22 protein-coding genes and 1 tRNA gene are annotated in these 21,897 nt (G+C 52.5%); 6 read left to right on the forward strand and 17 right to left on the reverse strand.

The features are described from left to right. Positions 1–189 precede the first annotated feature (189 nt). Both G7Y43_RS06950 and G7Y43_RS06955 read left to right on the forward strand, forming a co-directional pair. Complete coding sequence (locus tag G7Y43_RS06950) at positions 190–432, forward strand: plasmid stabilization protein (protein WP_165045439.1); 243 nt, start codon at positions 190–192, stop codon at positions 430–432. Next, entirely contained in the window at positions 429–851 is a 423-nt protein-coding gene (locus G7Y43_RS06955; RefSeq protein ID WP_165045441.1) for a type II toxin-antitoxin system VapC family toxin, read from the forward strand. The genes G7Y43_RS06950 and G7Y43_RS06955 overlap by 4 nt, the downstream gene beginning before the upstream one ends. Positions 852–1,044: 193 nt before the next feature. Here G7Y43_RS06955 and G7Y43_RS06960 read toward each other — a convergent pair whose 3' ends face one another. Next, positions 1,045–2,364, reverse strand: a complete 1,320-nt coding sequence (locus G7Y43_RS06960) for a dicarboxylate/amino acid:cation symporter (RefSeq protein ID WP_165045443.1) — start codon at positions 2,362–2,364, stop codon at positions 1,045–1,047. Between the two features lie 188 nt (positions 2,365–2,552). On the opposite strand from G7Y43_RS06960, the gene G7Y43_RS06965 reads away from it, so the two are divergent. After that, a tRNA-Leu gene (locus G7Y43_RS06965) sits at positions 2,553–2,636 on the forward strand. A 103-nt stretch (positions 2,637–2,739) separates the two neighbouring features. Continuing rightward, a complete protein-coding gene (locus G7Y43_RS06970; protein ID WP_165045445.1) occupies positions 2,740–3,522 on the forward strand; it encodes an AIM24 family protein in 783 nt (260 codons plus the stop codon). Between the two features lie 122 nt (positions 3,523–3,644). Here G7Y43_RS06970 and G7Y43_RS06975 read toward each other — a convergent pair whose 3' ends face one another. Next, positions 3,645–4,583, reverse strand: a complete 939-nt coding sequence (locus G7Y43_RS06975; protein WP_165045447.1) for an aldolase — start codon at positions 4,581–4,583, stop codon at positions 3,645–3,647. A 340-nt stretch (positions 4,584–4,923) separates the two neighbouring features. Here G7Y43_RS06975 and G7Y43_RS06980 point away from each other — a divergent pair, with 340 nt between their 5' ends. Continuing rightward, positions 4,924–5,832 (forward strand): Rossmann-like and DUF2520 domain-containing protein, encoded by a 909-nt coding sequence (locus G7Y43_RS06980; protein WP_370514660.1) that lies wholly within the window; start codon positions 4,924–4,926, stop codon positions 5,830–5,832. A 55-nt stretch (positions 5,833–5,887) separates the two neighbouring features. After that, complete coding sequence (gene panD, locus G7Y43_RS06985) at positions 5,888–6,271, forward strand: aspartate 1-decarboxylase (protein WP_165045451.1); 384 nt, start codon at positions 5,888–5,890, stop codon at positions 6,269–6,271. 105 nt (positions 6,272–6,376) lie between these two features. Here the strand turns inward: panD and G7Y43_RS06990 are convergent, their stop codons facing one another. The 15 genes from G7Y43_RS06990 to G7Y43_RS07060 form a co-directional block, all read right to left on the reverse strand. After that, a complete protein-coding gene (locus G7Y43_RS06990; protein WP_165045462.1) occupies positions 6,377–6,688 on the reverse strand; it encodes a ferredoxin family protein in 312 nt (103 codons plus the stop codon). Next, positions 6,688–8,010, reverse strand: coding sequence for an FAD-dependent oxidoreductase (locus tag G7Y43_RS06995; RefSeq protein ID WP_165045464.1), 1,323 nt, complete (start codon positions 8,008–8,010; stop codon positions 6,688–6,690). The genes G7Y43_RS06990 and G7Y43_RS06995 overlap by 1 nt, the downstream gene beginning before the upstream one ends. A 21-nt stretch (positions 8,011–8,031) precedes the next feature. Then, positions 8,032–8,904: an electron transfer flavoprotein subunit alpha/FixB family protein gene (locus tag G7Y43_RS07000; RefSeq protein ID WP_165045466.1), complete on the reverse strand. Its 873-nt coding sequence runs from the start codon at positions 8,902–8,904 to the stop codon at positions 8,032–8,034. A 24-nt stretch (positions 8,905–8,928) separates the two neighbouring features. Next, positions 8,929–9,669: an electron transfer flavoprotein gene (locus tag G7Y43_RS07005; RefSeq protein WP_165045468.1), complete on the reverse strand. Its 741-nt coding sequence runs from the start codon at positions 9,667–9,669 to the stop codon at positions 8,929–8,931. 91 nt (positions 9,670–9,760) lie between these two features. Next, positions 9,761–10,531: an enoyl-CoA hydratase/isomerase family protein gene (locus G7Y43_RS07010; RefSeq protein ID WP_165045471.1), complete on the reverse strand. Its 771-nt coding sequence runs from the start codon at positions 10,529–10,531 to the stop codon at positions 9,761–9,763. A gap of 91 nt (positions 10,532–10,622) precedes the next feature. After that, complete coding sequence (locus G7Y43_RS07015) at positions 10,623–11,939, reverse strand: acetyl-CoA hydrolase/transferase family protein (RefSeq protein ID WP_165045473.1); 1,317 nt, start codon at positions 11,937–11,939, stop codon at positions 10,623–10,625. Positions 11,940–11,994: 55 nt separating this feature from the next. After that, positions 11,995–12,759, reverse strand: coding sequence for a hypothetical protein (locus tag G7Y43_RS07020; RefSeq protein ID WP_165045475.1), 765 nt, complete (start codon positions 12,757–12,759; stop codon positions 11,995–11,997). Between the two features lie 62 nt (positions 12,760–12,821). Next, the gene (locus G7Y43_RS07025; protein WP_165045477.1) at positions 12,822–14,123 is read right to left on the reverse strand and encodes a 2-hydroxyacyl-CoA dehydratase family protein; all 1,302 of its coding nucleotides are present in this window, start codon (positions 14,121–14,123) and stop codon (positions 12,822–12,824) included. A 2-nt stretch (positions 14,124–14,125) separates the two neighbouring features. Beyond that, on the reverse strand, positions 14,126–15,244 hold the full coding sequence (locus G7Y43_RS07030; RefSeq protein ID WP_165045479.1) for a 2-hydroxyacyl-CoA dehydratase subunit D: 1,119 nt from the start codon (positions 15,242–15,244) through the stop codon (positions 14,126–14,128). Positions 15,245–15,298: 54 nt separating this feature from the next. Further along, positions 15,299–15,571: a ferredoxin gene (locus tag G7Y43_RS07035; protein ID WP_165045481.1), complete on the reverse strand. Its 273-nt coding sequence runs from the start codon at positions 15,569–15,571 to the stop codon at positions 15,299–15,301. 58 nt (positions 15,572–15,629) lie between these two features. Next, the gene (gene bzdQ, locus G7Y43_RS07040; RefSeq protein ID WP_165045483.1) at positions 15,630–16,511 is read right to left on the reverse strand and encodes a benzoyl-CoA reductase, bzd-type, subunit Q; all 882 of its coding nucleotides are present in this window, start codon (positions 16,509–16,511) and stop codon (positions 15,630–15,632) included. Positions 16,512–16,542: 31 nt separating this feature from the next. Further along, positions 16,543–17,304: an acyl-CoA dehydratase activase gene (locus tag G7Y43_RS07045; protein WP_165045485.1), complete on the reverse strand. Its 762-nt coding sequence runs from the start codon at positions 17,302–17,304 to the stop codon at positions 16,543–16,545. Between the two features lie 37 nt (positions 17,305–17,341). Continuing rightward, positions 17,342–18,913 (reverse strand): class I adenylate-forming enzyme family protein, encoded by a 1,572-nt coding sequence (locus tag G7Y43_RS07050; protein WP_165045487.1) that lies wholly within the window; start codon positions 18,911–18,913, stop codon positions 17,342–17,344. 66 nt (positions 18,914–18,979) lie between these two features. Next, entirely contained in the window at positions 18,980–20,113 is a 1,134-nt protein-coding gene (locus G7Y43_RS07055; protein ID WP_165045489.1) for an acyl-CoA dehydrogenase family protein, read from the reverse strand. 38 nt (positions 20,114–20,151) lie between these two features. Next, positions 20,152–21,513: an NAD(P)/FAD-dependent oxidoreductase gene (locus G7Y43_RS07060; protein WP_165045491.1), complete on the reverse strand. Its 1,362-nt coding sequence runs from the start codon at positions 21,511–21,513 to the stop codon at positions 20,152–20,154. Positions 21,514–21,897: the final 384 nt, after the last annotated feature.

Consider the following 21,897-nt stretch of genomic DNA (forward strand, 5'->3'; position numbering starts at 1 on the left):
ACTTTCGATTGATTGCACACGTATTTACATTATCTCAAATGACCCCGCCCTTTGAAAGCATTCCACAAGGTAAGCGCAAGCAGAAACGTCTGAGAAACGAGCACCCTGGAGGGGGCACAAGCATGATTCCTAAGAGATGATATCTATGATATCATCCAAGCTACCAGAAGCAGAAGAAAGGAACCCCTTATGAGCGACCTTCTTATTCGCAATATTGATCCTGCTCTCAAGTCGGCACTACAAACGCGTGCAGCTCGCCATGGCCTTTCTCAACAAAAAGAAGCCCGAGCGATTCTCGAATCAGTTCTGAGCACCGAACATGACAGTTGGGTGTCTCGTCTCCGCAATGCCGGACGCTCCGTTGAAGGCATTGAACTCGAAGTACCAACGCGTCATGCAGCTCGCGATGTGAACAGAGGGGACTGGCTGTGAAGTACATAGCGGACACAAACGTTGTCTCGGAGCTCATGAAAGCGGAGCCTTCCGATGCGGTTATAGACTGGTTCCAAGACCACGAGGGGCTGATTTACCTCACGTCCATAACGATAGAGGAGCTTTACTATGGAATGTTGCGCCTTCCCGATGGAAGGCGCAAAGAACGTTTGAAGTCGGCTATCACGGGCATCGTTATGGACTGCTCAAGCAAGACACTGCCGTTCGATGCGTACAGTGCCTATCTTTGCGCTCAACTGCACGAGCGAGCCGTTTTGCAGGGCAGAACACCAACGATCGAAGACCTTATGATCGCATCCATCACCCAACGCAACGAAGCTATTCTGGCAACTCGAAACGTGAAAGACTTCGCCTATCTTGGCATCGACTACGTAAACCCTTTCGAATATCGCACGTAGCGCCAACACCCGAACCTGTATTGTTGCAAAAGCTCAAGCTCGAGCATTGGCGCTATGCGAAGCTTCTCGAATTATTGTGCGTCTTGATTGCACGCGGTCTTACGCAGCCTTACGCAGCCTTACGCAGCCTTACGCGGTCTTACGCGGTCTTACACGACCTGAAGCGCGCAGTCTGGCGCACTCTGGCGCGGTCTTACGCAACCTTTTGTGCGCGCTTTTGGGCCTTGCGTTCCTCCATCGCGTTCACGCATACGGCAGCCGAGCCGTCGCCCGTGACGTTTACCGCCGTGCGCATCATGTCGAGAATACGATCGACACCAGCAACCAGCGCAATACCCTCAACCGGCAGGCCAACCGACTGCAACACCATGGCGAGCATGATCATACCCGAACCCGGAACGCCCGCCGTGCCAATGGACGCCAGAACAGCGGTAAGCACAATGGTTACCTGTTGGCCAATCGTTAGGTCGATACCGAACACCTGTGCAATAAAGATGGCACAAACTCCCTGGTAAATTGAGGTGCCGTCCATGTTGATGGTAGCGCCGAGCGGCAGCACGAAACTGAATATTTCCTTCTTCACACCCATGTTCTGCGAACACTCGATGTTAATGGGCAGCGCGCCCACCGACGATGCCGACGCGAACGCAAACGTGAATGCCGGCAGCTCTCCTTTGAAGAACGTAAGCGGATTCATGCCAGCAATCACCTTCACCAACCCGGAATACACAACCACCACGTGCAGGATCATGGCAACATACGCAACGACGATCAGCCTTAATAGCGGCAGCAAAATGTCGGGACCGTTGCTGGCGATAACAGGTGCTATCAGGCCGAACACGCCAAACGGCGCAAAGCAGATGATGCCGTGCATCACCTTGATGCACACCTCCGACATGGCATTCACCAGATCGGCAACGGGTTTCGCCTTCTGACCAGCTGCGATAATACCAAACCCGAAGAACAGCGCGATAACGATGATCTGCAGCATGGTGGCGTCAGCCATGGGCTGCACGAAGTTCGACGGGAAGATAGCAACCAGCGTGTCAATGAGCGTTGGCTGCTCGGCGGGCTCGTAGGCCAATTCCTCGGCGGGCAAGTTGTAGCCGCCACCAACGTTGAGTACGTTAGCTATAACCAAGCCAATAGTGATGGCGCACGCCGTGGTGAGCAGGTAGTACACGATGGTTTTGCCGCCGATGGCTCCAATTTGCTTGATGTCTCGCAGCGAGATAACACCCGCCATCATGGAGAAGATAACAAGCGGAACCACAATCATCTTGATCAAGTTCAAGAATATCGTGCCCACCGGCTTAATGTACGTTTCGGCGATTTCAGGCGCGCCTTGCAACAGCAAGCCAACAACCACGCCCAACCCCAACGCAATGAAAATCCACGTGGTCAGCGAAATGCGCTTGTACCACGGTTTCTTCGCATTTTCCTGGGCTATTTCTTGCGCGACTTCTTTGATGTCGCTTTCCGCCTCTTCAACTAACTCTTTCAATTCCGACATACCAACCCCTTACACGTCAGGCTCGGCGAGCCATCGGTACGCGAAACCCCGCAAGCTTCCCTCTTCGCGTTTTCTCATACCGAGTGCATTTTAGCTGATTATTGGCAGAATGGAATGTTTTTCTCGACGTGTCATCTTGTATCAGGTATACTAGCAAACCGCGTTTGGCGCTACAGCATCGTTTTCGTGCCCGAGTGGCGGAATGGCAGACGCGGCGGTCTCAAAAACCGTTGTCGAAAGACGTGCGAGTTCGACTCTCGCCTCGGGCACCAGTTTTCTTTCCATCATTTTCTTCACATACGCAAACGACGCTGCGTCACACGCAGGGTGCGTTTTGCTATGTAACACTGCCAAACGGAAAGGAAGCGAGCACGCATGAGTTACCGCATTCAGAACCTCTTCGACAACGACGATGTGGAAATTGTCGAGCAGCTGGGAGCCTTTTCGGTTCTTCAGTGGAAGCGCGACTTGTCAGTTAACCGCGAAAGTGCCTTAAGCGAGTATTTCGCCGCGAAGATGAACGTGCATCGTCGCCAAGTTGTTGTCAACATGGCTGAGCTGGCGAAACACCAGCTTGGTTGCACCGTGCAAGCGGGAGCTATGCAGTGGATGGCCGGCGATGTGCGATCCGAAACGGGTATCAAGGGCGCAGGCGATTTCTTCGGCAAGATGGTTGGCGGCGCGGTTTCTGGGGAAGGCGCCATCAAGCCCTTGTACACGGGCACGGGTACACTGATGCTCGAGCCTACGTACAAGTACCTGCTGCTGCTCGACATCAACGACTGGAATGGGTCGCTCGTGCTCGACGACGGTTTGTTCCTGGCTTCGTACAGCTCGCTTAAGCATCGGATCGTTCGCCGTTCGAACCTCAGCTCTGCCGTTGGCGGCGGCGAAGGGCTGTTCAACCTGTCGCTGTCTGGACAGTACGGCGTGGTTGCCATCGAAAGCCCCGTTCCCCGCGAGGAACTCATTGAGATTCACCTGGACAACGACCAGATTAAGATTGACGGTAACATGGCGCTCGCATGGTCGTCGAGCTTGGAATTTACCGTGGAACGTTCGGGAAAGTCGCTTGTAGGAAGCGCGGCGAGCGGCGAAGGCCTGGTGAACGTGTACCGCGGCACCGGCAAGATTATCATGGCGCCCACGCAGCTGTAGGTCAGCTTAGCTGCCGAATCGCGAGGGGGCGAACCGCAATGGCTCGCCCCCTTTGTTCTGCATGGTGAAAGCACCTAAAGCGCACTCTAAGGCGCGCCAACGCGCGTGCGTACTCTGCGCTCTTACAGCGAGAAGTCCTTTTCGCCGTTAAACACGGCCAGCGCGTCTTCAACTTCATAGTCGGCCAGCGTAATGGCACTGATGGCCTTGGTCAGGCGCACCGCCTCATCGAGCGAGCGCATGTGGATGTTGCGGCCCGTCGCGTTACCGCACGCACCGCCGATGTGAATCTGGTCATGCAGCTGCGACAGGAAGTCCTTCGCATCGGCCTTCGAGCCGCCCGCGCACACCAAGCCACAACGACCGGCAGCCTTGGAAGCAATAGCCAGGCCCTCGGCACTAGTCTGTCCGTCGATTTCGTGCGGCGGATTCACCTTCACGAAGTCGGCACCCAGACACAGCGCCACACCAGCGGCACCCGCAATCAGGTCGGGGGCCTTCTCGTCGGTGACGGCCTTGCCGCGCGGATAGATCCACAGAACCACCAGCAGGCCGTTGGCGTGGGCCTGAGCAATCAGGTCGCCCGCTTCGGCCAGCATGGTCGACTCGTACTCGGAGCCCAGATAGATGGTGTAACCCAAGCCGACGATGTTCACGCCCGCCTCGCGCATAGCCAGCACAGCACCCAGATCGGTAAGCTGCGGCGAATACGGGTCGTCCTGGCTGGTTTTCACCAAGTTGGTTTTGGAATTCATCTTCACCAGATAGTTAATTTCCGGATAATCGGCGGCATAGCGCGCGATCAGGCCGCGCTGACCGGCCAACACGCCACAAATGCCCTGGCTGCCGATCTCGAACAGGTGCTCGGGTTCGGCATCGGAGGGGTCAATGCCCTCACCGTAGAAGTCTTTGTTGAGGTGCTCGATCTTCTGATCGCACGCGAACAGCATCAGACGGCCCGTGCCGCGGGTTGCCTTCATGTAGTTTTCGACGTACTCTTCACGCGCTTCCGGCATAACGTCGGCCGGAACCCTCACCTGATCACGAGTGATAGTGGGCATGTGAATCCTCCTTATGGAATGCTTCTTCTCTGCTACGCAAGCACGCCGCGCAGTAATACGCATCGCATGAAAAAACAACCGGCTGCCAAAACCGGCCTCGCACTGCGCATTTCCGCACGCACCGCCTCGCGCACGCTTGGGATATATTTTACCGAAAACAAAGCGCCACCTGCAGCGAAAGCGCCTTAATTTCAGGAAATCCTGCCAGATGCGTCGTTACTACGCACTACTACTCACGGGTCAGCCAATGAGTAGTAGCAGTCAACGATCAACAAATGTCAGCGCACATATCGCTCTTGTAATGCGAAAGACCGCACGCTAGAATGCGGATGGGGAAACTATCCTCCGCGAAGAGAAGGTATCGTCCCCGCATGAAAGGATTCATATGAACGTTGGCTTTATTGGAGCCGGCAAGGTAGGAGGCGCACTCGGACGATACTTCGTCGCGCGCGGCATCCCTGTGACCGGCTATTATGACGTACACACTCCCGCAGCGCAACGTGCAGCGCAGCATACCGCGACCGCCGCATTCCCCGACGTCGCCACCCTGGCCGCGTCAAGCGACATCATCTTCCTCACCGTTCCCGACTCAGTCATCGCGCCTGCCTGGCATGCCCTGCGCGACGCCTGCGCCGAGGCAGGCGCACTCAAGGGCAAGGTCATCTGCCACTGCAGCGGCTGCATGCCCGCGTGCGCCATCGACGATGCGACATCATACGGCGCCCATGCCGCGAGTGCCCACCCGCTCATCGCGGTGAGCGACCCTCTCATGGACCTCGGCGTGCTCGAAGGTGCGCACATCACCCTCGAGGGCGACACGGAGGCCGTCGACGCGCTGCGCGAGCTACTATCGAATCTGCCCAACCCCCTGCACACCATCGACGAGGGCGACAAGGTTCGCTACCACGCCGCCGCCGTGCTGGCGAGCAACCTTGTGCTCGCCCCGCTTGCTGCCGCCGAGCGCCTTATGACCTCCTGTGGTTTCGACGAGCACGACGCACGCGAAGCACTTGAGCCTCTCGTCAGGGGAAACGTCGACGCATTCTGTGCGCGTAGCGCGGTGGGCGCCCTCACAGGACCCGTCGAGCGCAACGATGTGGCCACTGTCGAGGGGCACCTGCGCGCGCTCGATGCGCACGACCCCGCAACCGCCCGTCTCTACCGCGCGCTCACGTTCGCGCTCATCGGCATCGCGCAGGCCAAGCACCCCAACCGCGACTATGCGCTGCTTGCCGCCACGTTAGAGTGAGTGCCAACACCAGCCTCATCTATCCCGTACGATAAAGACAAGCGAGAGAAACGCCATGCAACTCACCATGCTCAAGGGAAAGATCCACCGCGCGACCATCAGCCAGGCCAAGCTCAACTACGTGGGTTCCATCACCGTCGACCCCAAGCTCTTGGGCGCCGCGGGCATCCTGGAGTACGAGATGGTGCAGGTGGTCGACGTGAGCAACGGCGCACGCTTCGAGACCTACACCATCGCCGGCGAACCTGGCAGCGGCATTATCTGCGTAAACGGCGCCGCCGCGCGCCTCGTGCAACCCGGAGACACGCGCATCATCATGTGCTACTGCCAGATGTCGCCCGACGAGGCGCGCGAGCACCGCCCGCACGTGGTGTTCGTTGACGAGGACAACAAGCCCGTCGAGATCACTCGCTACGAGCGCCATGGCGTGACCAAGTAACGAACGGCAGAGTTAGCCGAACACCCCCGTTCGCTCCGATACAGGTCAGATTTAAACCTCAATCCGGAATGTATTCCCTTTCCTGGGTTTGTTTTGGCTGATCGTCTAGCCAAAGCGATAGGAAACCCCCATGAAAGGTCGGGGCTGTTCCCACTTCTTTATTATGGTTGCCTCACAGGCAATGCGGCATGTGCCGCATTCGAGACAACCGGCATAGTCGAAAGAGCGAATTCCGTTTTCATCTTCCCGATAGAGACCTGCCGGGCAGACACGAATTAGCTTACCAAACTCTTCATCTGGAAGGCTCGAGAGATCTTCCGAGACCAATTCGATATGAGCGTTTTCCTCATCAACCTCAAACTTGTTAACAGCAATCAGCTCATCAACACGGCACGTGATGGGCTTGAGATTCTTCATCACAGCACGCTCACCGCCTTCCTTACCTCTCCAAACAGCTTGAATAGGCCCCGTTTCTTAACAATAGGAGCAATGCGTTTCATCAAGGGCTGAGCTGGTATTCCATTTACGACAAACATAGAGTCGAAAATCTCCCCAACCATTTTGGGATAATCGGTAAACAAGCTATACCAATGCTCCATGGTCTGGGGCCACTTCTTGAAGGTGTTCATATCTTTCAGTACGTAAGAGTTTTCAAGAGCTTTTCGATATCCCTGCAGCCCCGCTGCCGAGACATCCCTCGCGTCAATGGCCCTACACGCTGCTTCAGCCGCAAAACGACCTGAAGAGATAGCCAGATCCATACCGCGAACCTGATAACCGAGATTCAAGCAGAGCATTGCAGCATCACCCGTGACCAAAGCTCCATCAAAAACAATCTGAGGCACTGCATTGGCGCCACCTTCTGAAACCATATGTCCCGAATGCTCAACCAACTTTGCGCCTTCTATGATAGGTGCAACAGCAGGATGCTTCTTGAAGTCCTCCATGCATTGGTAAATGGTCGTATCAGACTCAGATAGCTCCTTGATAGTGGCAACCAGACCAATAGAGATGGTATTCTCGTTGGTGTACATGAACCCACCACCAACATTGCCATGGGTACAGTCACCAACCCAAAGCTGGGCGGCACCCTCTCCAGGATGACACAGAAAACGCGACTCTATCTCTTCTGCAGGAAGGCTGAAAACCTGCTTGATTCCCACCGCCATCTCGTTGACCAAAGGACGCTTTTGTCCAAGGTAGCGCTCAGTCAAAAGACTATTCTGGCCTTCGGAAACGATAACCACGTGGGAAGTTATCTCATCCTCACCAGCACGAATTCCAATAATGCTGCCCGATTCATCCTTGAGCAACTCGTCCACCGGAATACCGAAAATAAGCTCGGCGCCTTCGGCCTCGGCCTTGTCACACAGCCACTGATCAAGTTTGGTGGCAAGCACGGCAAAGGAATCGCTCCCCGCTTCGCCCAATCTGTCAGATGAATAATCCACTGTAAATGCTGACGCGCGATCAAGCAGCGTCACGCGCTCATGTATAATCTTGCGTTCGAAAGGGTTGTCTTCATCGAGATTGAATTCATCGCCCTCGTATTCCTGAAAGAGATCGCGAAGAGAGTGGGCATAGATACGGCCGCCTGTCATATTTTTTGCGCCGGCACTTTCTCCCCGCTCAACAACGAGGACACTTTTTCCCAACTTGGCAGCCGTATAGGCCGCGACGGAACCCGAGCAACCTGCGCCGACGACAATGACGTCAAAGTCGCGTTCCCCTAAAGCCATAAGCCTTCTCCTCTCAATGTCTTACAGAACTGCCGACAAAGCAGGCAGTACCGTCTCGATGTCACCAACAAGGCCGTAATCGCATTGCTCGAAAATAGGCGCATTTTCATCTTTGTTGATAGCAAAAATGACATCGGAGCGATTACATCCGACCATATGCTGCATCTGCCCGGAAATACCAACGGCAATAAATACCTTAGGCGCAATCATGAGCCCAGAAACGCCAATGTATAGCTCGGAAGGCAGCCAGTTGATGCCTTCCGTCAGCGGACGCGTACACCCAAGCCCGGCGCCTAGCTTGTCGCACAAGTCGCGCGCCATATCCAGCTTCTCTTCAGCCGCAAATCCACGGCCTGCAGCAACAACAACATCAGCTTTAGTTAAATCAACACCGGCCTTCTCAATCTGCCTTGAGGCGAAAATCTTGAGTGGCTTTGCGGGCTCAACCCAAGGCAATTCCTCGACAATGCCGACACCCGAAGCCTGAGCGTCTGCAAAGACACCCGATCCGACCATATAAAAGCCGGTACCGATCGGCTTTTGCTTCTTCACACCTACACCGCCGAAGTACATGTTCGAAGCAATCTGATCTTCAAATTCAATTACCCCCGGCACAACTGCAGAGTTCTTGGCAGCGGCAAGTTTCCCCGCAACGATCTTCATCCGGCGCGTCGGTTCAACCAAAACCACCTCGACATGCAAGATGGGCAGAATGCTGTCTGCCGCATCGTCGATCGCCGAACCCTCGGGAACGCGAACAACGTATACGTTATCGGCGCAAGCTTCGGGAATACCACCAAAACAAACAACAGCCACGTCTTCAGCCATAGTGCGTGCACCAGCGCAAAGCTCGATAGCCGCATCAATATGCTCAGCGAGAACAAGTGCTTTCATGCTTTTATCCTTCCTTTCTCGCACCTACAATGCAGCCTTGATGGCAGCTGCAAATTCGACGATGGCCTGCTCGGAAGCTTCCTTCACAATTCTCTTGCGATCAGCCTGTTTGGGCGCCTTGACATCGACGGTCTCGATGGCATTCTTAGTAAGGAGTCCGGCAGCACATGTATTCATGGGTTTCTTTCCGGCCGAAAGGATATCCTTCATTCCAGGAATACGGGGAATGGCAATATCCGGGGTGACAGAAACAACAGCAGGAAGCGACACCTCAACCGTTTCGATCTCATCTTCAAGTACGCGCTCAGCTATCACAACACCCTCACCAGAGTCGAATTTGGCAACGGCGTTGACAACCGGCCACCCGAGCCTCGAGGCAAGCTGAACGTCAACCTGTTGAGCGTAGATGTCCGCCGACCCATCTCCACAAAGAACGAGATCGATATCGCCGATCTTCTCGACTACATTCGCAAGAACAGCAGCAGTAGCAAAGGCATCGGTATCAGCTAGGGCGTCATCCGTTGTCATATACAATTCGGATACGCCGCGCGCAAGAATGCTCTTTTTTACCTTCGACTCATCAATGAAGGTTGGCCCTGCGGTAATGGCAACAACCTCAGCGTCAGTTCGGGCTGCTGCCTCAAGGGCATTGAGGTCATATGTAGAGATGCTTGGCTTCGCCTTGGAGTAGTCAAGGCTTCCGTCGGCCGTTGCCAAGATGTCCTTATCATCGGGAACTATCTTGACCGCTACAGCAATTTTCATTTCTCAATCCTTCTCTTTTTCTCTCGTCAACTCCGCGACTCTCGGCGTGCCTATCATGGCCCGAGATCTTGAAACAACAGCCTGCCTGCTACTACTTCTTCTTCTCAACAAAGGCAATAACGCGGTTATTAAAATCTTGGCTGTGCATACAAGCACTCTGTGCAGCGACTTCCTGCTCAGCGTATTCGTCCCAGCCCTCGTAATTGGACTGCCACAAAAGCTCTTTCATCTTCTGGTAGGAAAGTGCCGGCCCCTTAGCAAAACGCTTTGCTTGCTTCATTGAAACGGCGGCGAGATCTTCAGCAGGTACAACCTCGGCAACAAACCCCAAGTCTTTCGCTTCGGCAGCGGAAACGGGACGACCCGTAAAAACGATTTCGCGCGTCTTGCTCTCTCCTATAATCCGCGAGAGAACGAAGACGCCGCCCGTATCGGGAATCAGCCCAACATTGACGAAAGCAGACACGAAACTTGCATTCTCATCAGCAATAAGATAGTCACACCCAAGTGCGAGAGGGAAGCCCGCACCAGCTGCGACGCCATTCACCGCACCGACGATAGGCTTTGGGTTGGTTCTCATGGCCTTCATGATTCCTGCAGCACCAGAGAGTTCTGCGTCGAAATCGACTTCACCGGTCTTAACGCCCTTATACATGGTTTTCAAATCGCCCCCGCTGCAGAAAATACGCGTTGCACTGTTGAGCAAGATTGCACGAGAAGACTCATCTGACGCCGCGCGCTCAAAAGCCTCGGTCAATTGCTCAATAAGTGCGCCGTCCATAGCGTTAAGATTCTCGGCGCAATTCATGGAAACGATCGATACGCCGTCTTCAACTTTATAGATAACCTTCTGATCAGTCATAATTATCTCCTTTTGATTATCGCCGCACTTCGCGGCAGCACTACCTACGTTTAAGGCTTTCCTTGACATCGCACAGTCCTGCGCTGAAGCCTCAATATAGAAAACCGATTTTTCTCGCGTCATATTCCAGCTGCTCGCGAAAGCAAGGGTGAGCAATGCTGATTAGTTTTCGAACGCGTGTTGGCACATCGCAGTATCTGAGATTCACACACCCATACTCGGTTGCCACATAATGCACATCGTTTCTTAATGTCGTGACTGCGCTACCAGGCGCCAATGTCACGGCAATCTTCGAAACGGGCCCATTTCTCGTATCGGCCACGCTCGTCATACATATAAAGCTCTTCCCGCCCTTAGAGAACTTTGCTCCAAGGACGAAGTTCATCTGTCCTCCGCTTGCCGTATATTGGCGCGGCCCAAGACTCTCAGCACAAACCTGGCCCGTCAGATCAATCGATATAGCAGAATTCACTGAGATCATGTTATCGTTCTTCGCAATTTGCAGCGGGTCGCATATATCCGAGTAGCTCAGGAAATATACTTCTGGGTTATGATCTACATAGTCATAAAGCTCTTGCGACCCCTCCGAGTAGCCGGCATAACTCACCCCGGGACAATAGTTTTTTCGGGAGTTGTCAATAATGCCCTTCTGTTGTAGCCGCGCCAACTCGACAGAATACATCTCGGAGTAACACCCCAGATGTTTCTTGCCAACCAAGGATCTACACACCGCTGTCCCCATTCCCCCGATGCCAACTTGAATCGTATCGCCATCGTTGATATGTTCGGCAACAAAAGCCGCCGCTCTTTCCTCCTCGGAAGTAGGCTGGATGTCGGGTACAGCGTACAGGGGCTCATGGTTCTCAATAAATGCATCAAAGCAGTTCACATGCACCTTGCCTCTATCACCAGAAGCACAGGGCATATATCTATTGACCTCACCTACCAGCCGCCTACAGTACGGAAGACCTGCCCGAGCGATACCCAAAGGACCGACGTTGACAAAACCATCCTCGTCGGGAAGGCTCACCTGTAGGATTCCGACTTCCGGAGCATAATGAGCAATCGCAGCCTCAATATCGCCGAAGTGTACTGGCACATGTGAAACGCATTTGCCCAAACCAGGCCGTTCATGCCACATACTGAACATGCAGTGATATCGAAATACATCTTCCGGTACATCAATGTCACCATATCCGAGATCCTTTGACACCGAGATTCCAATAAACTCGATGCCCCTCAAGGTGCCATCCTTAACACGAGAGAGCACTTCCCTGATTATGGCATCTGCAACATGAAGGCCAGAGGTAAAGCACATTGTCCCGTTAGGGATACAATGCTCTACAAGCTCCTCGGCTGTCATGAGTTTAGAAGTGTATTCCTTCTGCCACGTCACGTCTTGTTTCACTCCGAATCATCTTATTCCCCGGGCTAGGCCGAGCGTAACCCGGGGAAGCACAACACTAGTATTCAGGAATAATTTCCCTGAGCATTCGCTCAATCTCTTGCCTTGAAGGGCAATCTTGCGGTAGGTCGAGCAGGGCTCGGCCCTCACGGTCATACTGGTTGATGCACGGATCCTCCGGAAGTTGCGCTAGCACCCGTAGGCCAGTGTTCGCCAAGGCCTTGTACTCAGGCTCATCGCCGCGTACGCGGTTGAGAATGATCCCCGCCTGTGCAACATTGACCCCTTCCCCATGCTCAGAAGTAGCAACGTTCATGATCTCTTTTGCCGTGCGGAGAGAACGAATGGACATATCGCACATAACAAGCAGTAGATCGACCTTACTTACCACACGCCTGTTAAGCTGCTCGGGGCCAGCCTCCCCATCAATTATGGTGACGCGATAGTCTCCCGACAGCAACGTAATACCCAGCTTAAGTAAATCATTTACCGCACAATAACAACCGGCGCCCTCGGGCCGCCCCAAAACCATCAGGTCAAATCCATCCCCTTTTGCAAGAAGGGTACGCATCATGTCCTTCGAGGAAACGTGCCGATACTCATCCTGAATATCACGGGAGCCGGCAACATCACTGCGCAAACGACTAACCGTACGCTCAACATCCATTTCGAGCGTATAAGGCAGACTGGAAGCAGAGTCGGCATCGATTGCGAGAACCGACCCAGGGAACCGCTTAGCAAGCAAGCCGATAAGTATCGTCGCTACCACGGTTTTGCCCGTGCCTCCCTTTCCCACCACCGCAATGGTTATGGAGTTCTCCATGTTATTCTCCTCTTGCCATACTGATTAGCCCATTACTCCGAGAGTGCCAAGAGCGACCAGCTCTACTGCAGTGCGTCCATGTAATCTTTGATCTGAGCCTGCACCTCAGAAGCATCCTTATAGCGGCCATCAAGAGAATCGAGGTCGACCGTAAGCGTCGGAATCCCCAATTCAGCCTTAATAGAGTCTTCAAGCATCTTCTTTGCTGCCCACGTGTGCTTGCAACCTACGTGGCCTATGAACATAGACACATCGCAGTCGTACTCCTTAATGATGCGCTTGCCGAGATCAATATAGGGCTGAGCCGGACCTGAATTGGCGTGCATCATAGGAACGTTGAGCTGACGGCGGGCGAGAGTGTCGATAACGCAATCATAATCCAGCGGATCTTCGCAGATGATATTCTGGTTGAAGCCGAGGGCGTCCATGGTCTGCACAGCACCATATTCCCGCTCAAGCCAGTCCACAAGACTCATTGTAGACCAGGGCATATTCTGTAGCCACGTATAGCGATACTTTTCGCCACCAGGAACAACCGTGCGGTTGTTCTCAATGTTGTCGATGATGTAGTCATACTCGGAACGCAAGAACTCGATGATAGGCTGACTGCCAAGAACGCTCATATAGAGAGAATTAAGAACCAACAGACGACTCATAGCGTAAGACGGCTTCAACTTGCGAAGATCAGCAACGGCCTCAAGGAGGCGTGTAGCTTCGTTGGAACGATACATGACCGCTGCAAGCTTGTGACGGTTAAGCTTCTCATGGAAGACTTCTTCTTCCATAAACTCAATCATATTGGTCAACTGCTTGGCGATATACTGAGTACCCCTCTCGTCCTTGCGATAAGGAACGTCGACGGAGAGAGTCGGAACACCCATACTGCGAAACTTGTCTGCAACTACGGGATAAGCTGCTCGAGCTGAGTCACAGGGAATAGTGCCATAGATGTAGGCAGCAGGCTTGATCTTTAAGTCACCAGAGAAAACAAGACCGAGAACGGTACGGTCGATACCACAAATATGACTCGGCACTATCTCGGCACCTTTGTCGAGATAGTAGTTAATTACGTGAGGATCCGAAGCGAGACGAATGCCGACAGAATCAGCAATAAGAGGCACAGCATTAAAGGCATAGATCAGCTCAGGCGGAACAGCAGATCCCATGAAGATCAAACGATTGTTCTCTTTGAGGGACTCATGGTACGGAGTGTTCCAAGCAAATTTCTGGATTTTGAACATCCACTCGCGCTCGGGGTACTTTCTCATGCAGTGGGCGTAAGCGGAATCGGTGTAGTCTGACAGATATTTGAGGATATCGAACTCAGGATCCCCGGGTTTGCAACTATACTCCATCTTTGCCATAGTTACTCTTCTCCTTCTTCGAGCATTTCGACGAGCGCGCCAATGCGAACGCCAACCTGACCTGCGTTAATGTTGACCTGTTCACGCTCTAACTCAACATACGGGATGCCATTCTGTGTAAAGTACTCGTCAAAGTACTGACGCATAGCTCCCCACGGATCACAATTCATCATGCGAGCATACACAATGCCTTGAGCAGTGGACTTCTTGTACATGTCGGAGATGGTCTCCATCATGATGCGCTGATTGTCGATCATACGGGGACATGCAGGACGCTGGAGATACATGCGAGCAAGGTTGTCGCGAATATCGCCTTCAAGCTCAACTTCCTCCCACATCGTGCGACTTCCGAAGCAAGTAACATCGGTAACAACAAGGCAGCCAGCATCCTCAATTGCTTTGACGAAGGCGGGATCATCAGTGGGGCTACCAACAAGCATAACATGAACGTCGTGACCCTCGATCGGCTCGCGGGTTGCTGCCTCTTCCAGGAAGGCAGCCATCCGCTTGTTAAACTCTTCCTTCGGAAGAGTCACCGAGGCTAAGGTCCACTCCAGAGCCTCAGTTCCCGAGATTGTCGGCTTTTCGACAGCGCGCATCTCATACATACGCTTGATAAGGCGACGGCTTTCATTAAAGACTTCGACGGACTTCCGCAGCATATCATCAGTAATGGTTTTACTAGCAAGCTTTTCAACAGAGGCAATCATGTCCTCCATCTCAACCTTATAGAAATCAACCGCATCTTCATCGATCTTGCGTGGACAATTGAGCAAATGGTAGTCACGGCCCTCCTCGTCATAAAACTCTGAGATATCGTAAATGCGCTGAGCCTGCATACATCCATTGGAGCTATACACGCCACTCAGCTTTTTATAGCCGGGATGAGTCATGAGCTGCTCAAGAGTCGTGCGTGCCCACGGACAGCTATACGAAGAATAGTACACCTCTCCAAGAGCATCACTCAGAGCACTCGTTGCGCGAACGCGGATGGGCAGGATACCTGCCGCGTGAATGATTTCCTCGGGCAGATAGCAACAGACGGTGCCGAGCGCCATCTTGCCGGAGGCAACCCATTCCTCAGCTTCTTTTGGGAACAAGCTGCTGTCAATTTTCTCCATTTCTCTCCATTCCTCCTTCTTGTTGTCATTTCCTTTATGTCGTTCTCGGCTTCTTTACCAAGAATGAACAAGAGCACCCGCCGGACAAGCTGCCAAGCAAGCTTCCTTTTTCTCGTGCTTACAAGCAGCGCAAAGGTCACTCAGAGAGAGTTTTTTGCTCTCGACGACAACGACTACTTCGTCGTCCCAATCATCTTCTTCAATAGAATAAACACCGTGCTCACACACCTCGACACAAGGCTTCTTTTCGCATACCACGCAGAGATCGGTATCGATACTGATGAAGTACTGACCAGCACCATCTTCATAACCGTAGTTCGCTATCATCTCGTTTGCCTCACTCCGAATCTCCTTTAGGGATCCACACATGTATGATCTGTAAGAGTTACTTCTTTCCCTTACGTTCATACGTGCGCTTTGCAACCAAAGCCGCCCCAAGCGCACCAGCAATTTGAGTGTCCCAATTTGTTTTAAGCGCCTCAACACCGAGCAAACGCTCGATACGACGAACGACTCCCTTGTTCTTGGCGATACCACCCGTAATCGCAAAATCGGGAATAACACCGTTACGGTTAATGAGCCGGACAACGCGCTCGGCCATCGCCTGACAATATGCAGCCAGCACCATCTCACGAGTCCAGCCCAAACGCATCTTAGCAATGGCTTCACTTTTCGCGTAAACCACACATGTGTTATTGAGTCCTTGCGGTTCCTCAGAAACCGAAAGGGACATATCTCCAATATCCTCAACATGAACGCCCAGAAGATCCGCGATAACCTCCATACCGCGACCAGTTCCAGCGGCGCATTTTTCGTTCATAGCGAACGAAAGAACCTTCCCTGTCTCGTTGCACAGAATCGCCTTGCAATCCTGCCCACCCATATCGAGCAACGTGCGCGCCGTAGGGCCGTACATGTAGTTGGCTCCTTTGGCATGACAGGTGATTTCGGTGACGGCCTTATCCGCAAAGGGGACGTTCACGCGACCATAACCAGTTCCCACGCAGAATCTGATATCATCGAGCGTCAGGTCAGTCTGACCGAGCGCATAATCCATTGCATTTCGCGCTGAGTCCGGACTATTGTTCCCCGTACGAACGTTGGCGTAACAGTAGATTTCACCATCAACGGTCACGACCGCCTGCGTACTTGTTGAGCCCACATCAACACCTGCTGTAATCAGTCCATCACGCGGGTTGTCCATGTCGGCACTCAGCCAACGTGACTCCTCCCAACGCCAGTACTCCTTTTTATCAACAGTAAGCATGCCCTAACCTCCTTTCTTTACAATTGAAGCCTTACTGTCGTGCAGCTAAAACGGCGGCACCAATAGCACCGATATACTGAGGATTATCAACAGACCGTACTTCAACGCCTAGTTCTCTGGTAAGACACTCAAGCATGGTCTTATTTCCTCCCAAGCCCCCCACCAACACGGTTTTCTCACACACCCCTTCGCGCTTGGCAACCGTAGCAACACGATTTCCCACACCCGAAATCACACCGTAAGCGATATTAGGTACTTTTTCTTTAGCGTGGATAAGCGATACCACTTCGGATTCCGCAAACACCACGCACTGGGAGGCAATAGTGAGATCACAATCATGCTCCTGCGCGACATCGTCGATTTCGTCAGTTGTAAGCTCAAGAGTCCGCGCCATGGTTTCAACGAAGGTGCCCGACCCAGCGGCGCAGCGGTCGTTTCCTTCGTAGTGGCGAACCTTGCCTTCCTCCCTGAGCGTGATAGCCCTATATCCCTCGGCTCCAAGGTCAATGACCATCTCAATATCGGGATCGAAAACGTAGGCACCCATAGCAGCCGATTGAACAACCGAAAACTGTTCATCTGCAAACTCAATAGCATCTCGTCCTGCACCAGTTGCAACAACCATATCGGCCAAAGAAACATCGGTCTGTTCATAAAGGTGATCTAAGGCCGTCTGCGCAGCGAGATTGAGGTCGAATGCTGTCGGAACGCAGGTCTTGCCTTTGAGCTTGCCGTCTACAAGCAAAACTGCCTTGGTGTACGCATTGCCACAATCTATGCCAACTACTCTCATGCTTTCCTCCTTTATCCTCCCTGCAAAGAACACAAGATCAGCCTCTCGCGATGTCCTCCGTCTCCTCAGGTTCAGCCTCATACATCTGCAAAAGCTGTTTGGTGTTAACTTTGCCCATCAAGGTTTTAGGGATCGACGGCACAACCTGGACGTGGTGCGGACGTTTAATAGTAGAGAGATTCTTTTTACAGAATGCATCGAATTGCTCTCTGTCGAATTCCACTCCTGACCCAAGAACGATGTAAGCTTTGCCTACCTCGCCCCAATCGACATCGGGGACTCCTTGGACGTGCACCTCGCGGATACCGGGGTACTCCTGAAGAACTCGTTCTATCTCTGGCGGGAATACATTTTCTCCGCCAGAGATATACATATTCTTAATTCGTCCACAGATATGGTAGTCTCCGAATTCGTCGACATAAGCCATATCGCCGGTATGGAACCACCCATTTCTCAGTGCTTTCTTCGTTGCTTCTTCGTTGTTCCAATAGCCGCTAAACAACACACCACCACACGTGATAAGCTCCCCTTGTTCTCCTCGCGGCACGTCGTTTTCCTCTTCGTCGACAATACGAAAATAGTTGAACGCAAACGGTTTTCCGATGGCTTGGTATTGTTCCTTGACCCGATCAAGAGATGCTTCAAAACTCAAACTCGAATTGTTCGCGCCCGACTCCGTCGACCCAAAACCGTTGAAGAAGCGGATCCCACGATCCATAAAACTCATCATGACTGACTTCTCCACCGGAGATCCCCCGGAAATCACATACTGCAAACTCGACAAATCGCAAGTTTCAAAACGTGAGTCGCGCGTAATGAGCTTGAACATCCTCTCAACACCCATAAAGGCCGTTAAATGCTCCTGCTCCATCAAGCGATAGAACGTGTCCACCGAAAAAGCCTTATCAAGCATGAGACGACCGCCAACAAACATGATGACGAGCGAATAGCAGTTCCAACCCCCCGTATGGAAGAAAGGCATGGCCGTATAAATCCTGTCATGCTTACAAAGACCGAATTCTTTCATCTCAATAACCATATTCATGAATATATTGCGGTATGAAAGAATAGCGGCCTTCGGAAGACCGGTCGTACCACCCGTGTGAACAAGAATCGCCGGATCCTCGGGGTTGAGGCGGACGGTCGGTGCGGGAGGATAGGATCCTGCCCGCACGCTGACGAGCGAATAATCAGCTGTTTCGTCATCATCGATACTTATCGTATTGAAGGACACGTTGGACAGCTGACGGATCTTCGAGAGCTTGGCCGCACTCTCCTTTGCGTAAAACACTGCGGAAGGTGTCTCGTTTGTGAACATCACCGCAAGTTCCTCTGCCTTGAGCCGATAAGAATAAGCAACAAGTATGAGACCCGTCTTCAAGGATGCCATAAACATGGCGAGCATGGAAACATCGCTCGGGCAGAAGAATGCGACCCTATCCCCTTTTTTAAGCCCCAATTCATGTGTGCAAAAGCCAACCAACTGCTGCTCGTAAACCTGAAGATCCGCCCATGTGTAACGAACCCCAGTTTCGCAATCGCAAACTGCTTCCTTTTCTGGATTTCTACGATAATGCGACGAAAACATATCCTGGAAAAAGTGTTCCATGCCCCATCCTTTCAACCAGCCAAACAACCAGTTATCACCCGCAGTCCGTCCGTCTACAAATGACCGTTACTTCAAGACATCGCGAGAAATAACGATTTTCAGTACCTCGTCGGTACCCTCAACAATGGGAATAACGCGGGCGTCACGGAAGAGACGCGCGACACCGAAATCTTCGGTCAAGCCATAACCACCGCAAATCTGGATAGCGCGATCAGTGACAAACATCGCAGTTTGACCCGCAATCCACTTAGCCTTCGCGGCACCAGCGGTGATATTCTTCCCCTCGTCGCAGTCGCGTGCGACGTCAAACACCAGCGATCGGGCCGCCGAAAGCCGGGCTTCCATTTCCGCAAAGTACCAGGAAATGCCCTGATGCTTGCAAATCGGCTTACCGAACGTCACTCGTTGCTTAGCAAACATGGTAGCCTTCTCTAGGGCACCCTGGGCAATGCCAATAGCGCAGGCAGCATTGGCAAGACGACAAGAATCCAAAACAGCAAGAACATAGCGAAGACCATGATTCTCTTTGCCAATCATATTGATGGCAGGAACACGCATGTCCTCAAAGAACAGCTCTCCGGTATTGGAGCCATGCAGGCCGATCTTATGGAACATAGAGCCAACCTTAAAGCCCGGAGTATCCTTATGAACGAGAAACACGGAGGCGCCACCTGGCTCGGTTTCATTCGTGAGTGCAGAAACCAAGAAGTAGTCGAATACGTTGATGTAGCTGATGAAGGTTTTCTGACCATTGATCACCCACTCGTCACCGTCTTTTACCGCAGTCGTAGTAATGCCAGAAGAATCGGAGCCAGCATTGGGCTCAGTGAACCCCAATCCTCCCTGACCGCTGAGAAGACCGGGCATAAACAACTCAATCTGCTCCGGAGTGCCGACACGGGCAAGCAGTGTCGCAATGGGGTTGGAGCAACCCATGAAAGCCATGGCAAGGCTCGCTTGGGAAATTGTGGCATCAAGCGCACATTGCAGCGTCATGCTTCCACCAAAGCCTCCAGCTTCCTCAGGTACTGAAGCATTGGTGAAGCCAAGCTCGCGCATCTGCTCGAGCACATCCATCGGGCATATTTCCCTCTCGAGGTCGGTCATAACACGCGGCTCGAGCACATCACTGCGAAACTCTTCTGCAGCATCGATAATCAGCTGCTCATCTTCGGTAAGATATTTGCTGTAGAGACTCATTTTTGTTCCTTTCTGAGATATTGCGTGGATGGTCTTGATTAAAGAATTTCGTCCACAAGCTCTATGGCACTGTTTGCCGCAAGCTCAATGCCTACGCCATGACCGCCTACCTCGCCACCTACGAGATAGAGACCTGAAATAGGAGTTTTCTGATTGAGGCGAGAATCGCCAATCTGACCGACACACTGGGCAGCACCGATTGTGGCCCCAGTCTCACCCACCATCTTCTCAAGAGGAGCAATACCGAACCACTCCTTCCAGATTATGTGGTCACGAAAGCCAGGTGCAAAATCGTCGAGCGCATTCATAACAACCTCGGGAATCTCCTCAAGGATGCTTTCGGGTGTATCTGTGGGAAGCGGTGTGGCAACTTGCCACAACTGCTGACCTTCAGGAGCAATACCAACCGAGAAGTTAGACGGGCACACAAAGAACAAGTACGGATGCTCCGGCATGATGCCGTCTTCAATCTGAGAAAAATACTCAGCGCAGGGTAGCTCGGGAGCTTGGGAGAACATCTGCAGATCGGTGAGTTCTGCATCAAGAGCGATTTTAAGCGAAGGACCGGCGTTCGCCCACTTTAGTTTCTTCACCTTCATGCTGTAATGAGCAGGAAGATTTTCCTTGCCAACCAGGTTGAATACCGTATGCTTGACATCTGCGTTCGAGATGACAACAGGAGCGCGATATTCCTCTTCGCCTGCAACAACACCGACAGCTTCGCCGTTTTCGATAATGACCTTACTCACTGGCGTGGAGAGCTTGAGTTCTCCGCCCAGCTCTTGAAGAACCTCGACATACTTATTCGTGATGGTCATGCAACCGCCTTCGGGATATCCAGATGCACGGGCTGTTGCTTCCCACTGCAAACAGCGACCAAACTCGCCCATAGCAAGTTCCCAGCCTGGAACCGCACAATACACCTGACCGATAGTGTTGACGACCGAATGAACCGTCGGATCCATGGTGTACTTATCCAGATAGTCATCGAGCGTAATACCATCAAGTTCAGCAAAACGTTCCTCAGTCATAGAATAGACATCTTGAATAAAAGCCATCAAGCCGTTGAAATCCTCTTCGGAAACATATTTGGCAACATCGCGAGGAAACTTGAAATCTTCACCATGCAGACGGGTGATTGGACGCACCTTGTTGAACTTAATTGCATCAGGGAAGCCACAGCGCTCAAGAATTCCGCCAATAGGGCCAACAGACCCACGAGAAATCGTATGTACGCCGTAATCGACGACGAAATCTCCCTTAGTATACGAACTCAGGCGGCCACCAGGAAAGGCATTCTTTTCGAGAACAACCACCTTCTTTTCTTGAGACGCAAGGAGAACGGCAGCCGCAAGACCTCCTATCCCCGAACCGATAACAACAACGTCGTATTTCTCCATTTTCTTTCTCCTAACCGCAGACCATTTGCAGCAAACAGAACCTGAACTATTCCGTCTAAAAGGGTCTTCATATTCAATAGCTGCAAGACTCATGCCAACTCTGCTTTTCTATCAAAAGAATTAGTATGTGCTGACTCGCACATCATCGCGCCGACTCGCTCCCCAGCCGTAAATTACCTCCGAGAAAAATGTTACGCAAATATACACTGTGAGTAATTTGTATACATGATGTATAAAGGTGATTCCCAAAGCTAACGCATCGCCGGCCATCTGGTGAACGGATTACCCATGCGACACACCAAAGAATTCCCCCGACACGCGAAGATCGAGGGAATTCAGCAAACGGCTTGTTTCCAGCTTGCAGACTTCTTTGAAGGATGCCAA

It is taken from the genome of Adlercreutzia sp. ZJ138 (assembly GCF_011038935.1).
In the GTDB taxonomy this organism is placed as follows: domain Bacteria; phylum Actinomycetota; class Coriobacteriia; order Coriobacteriales; family Eggerthellaceae; genus ZJ141.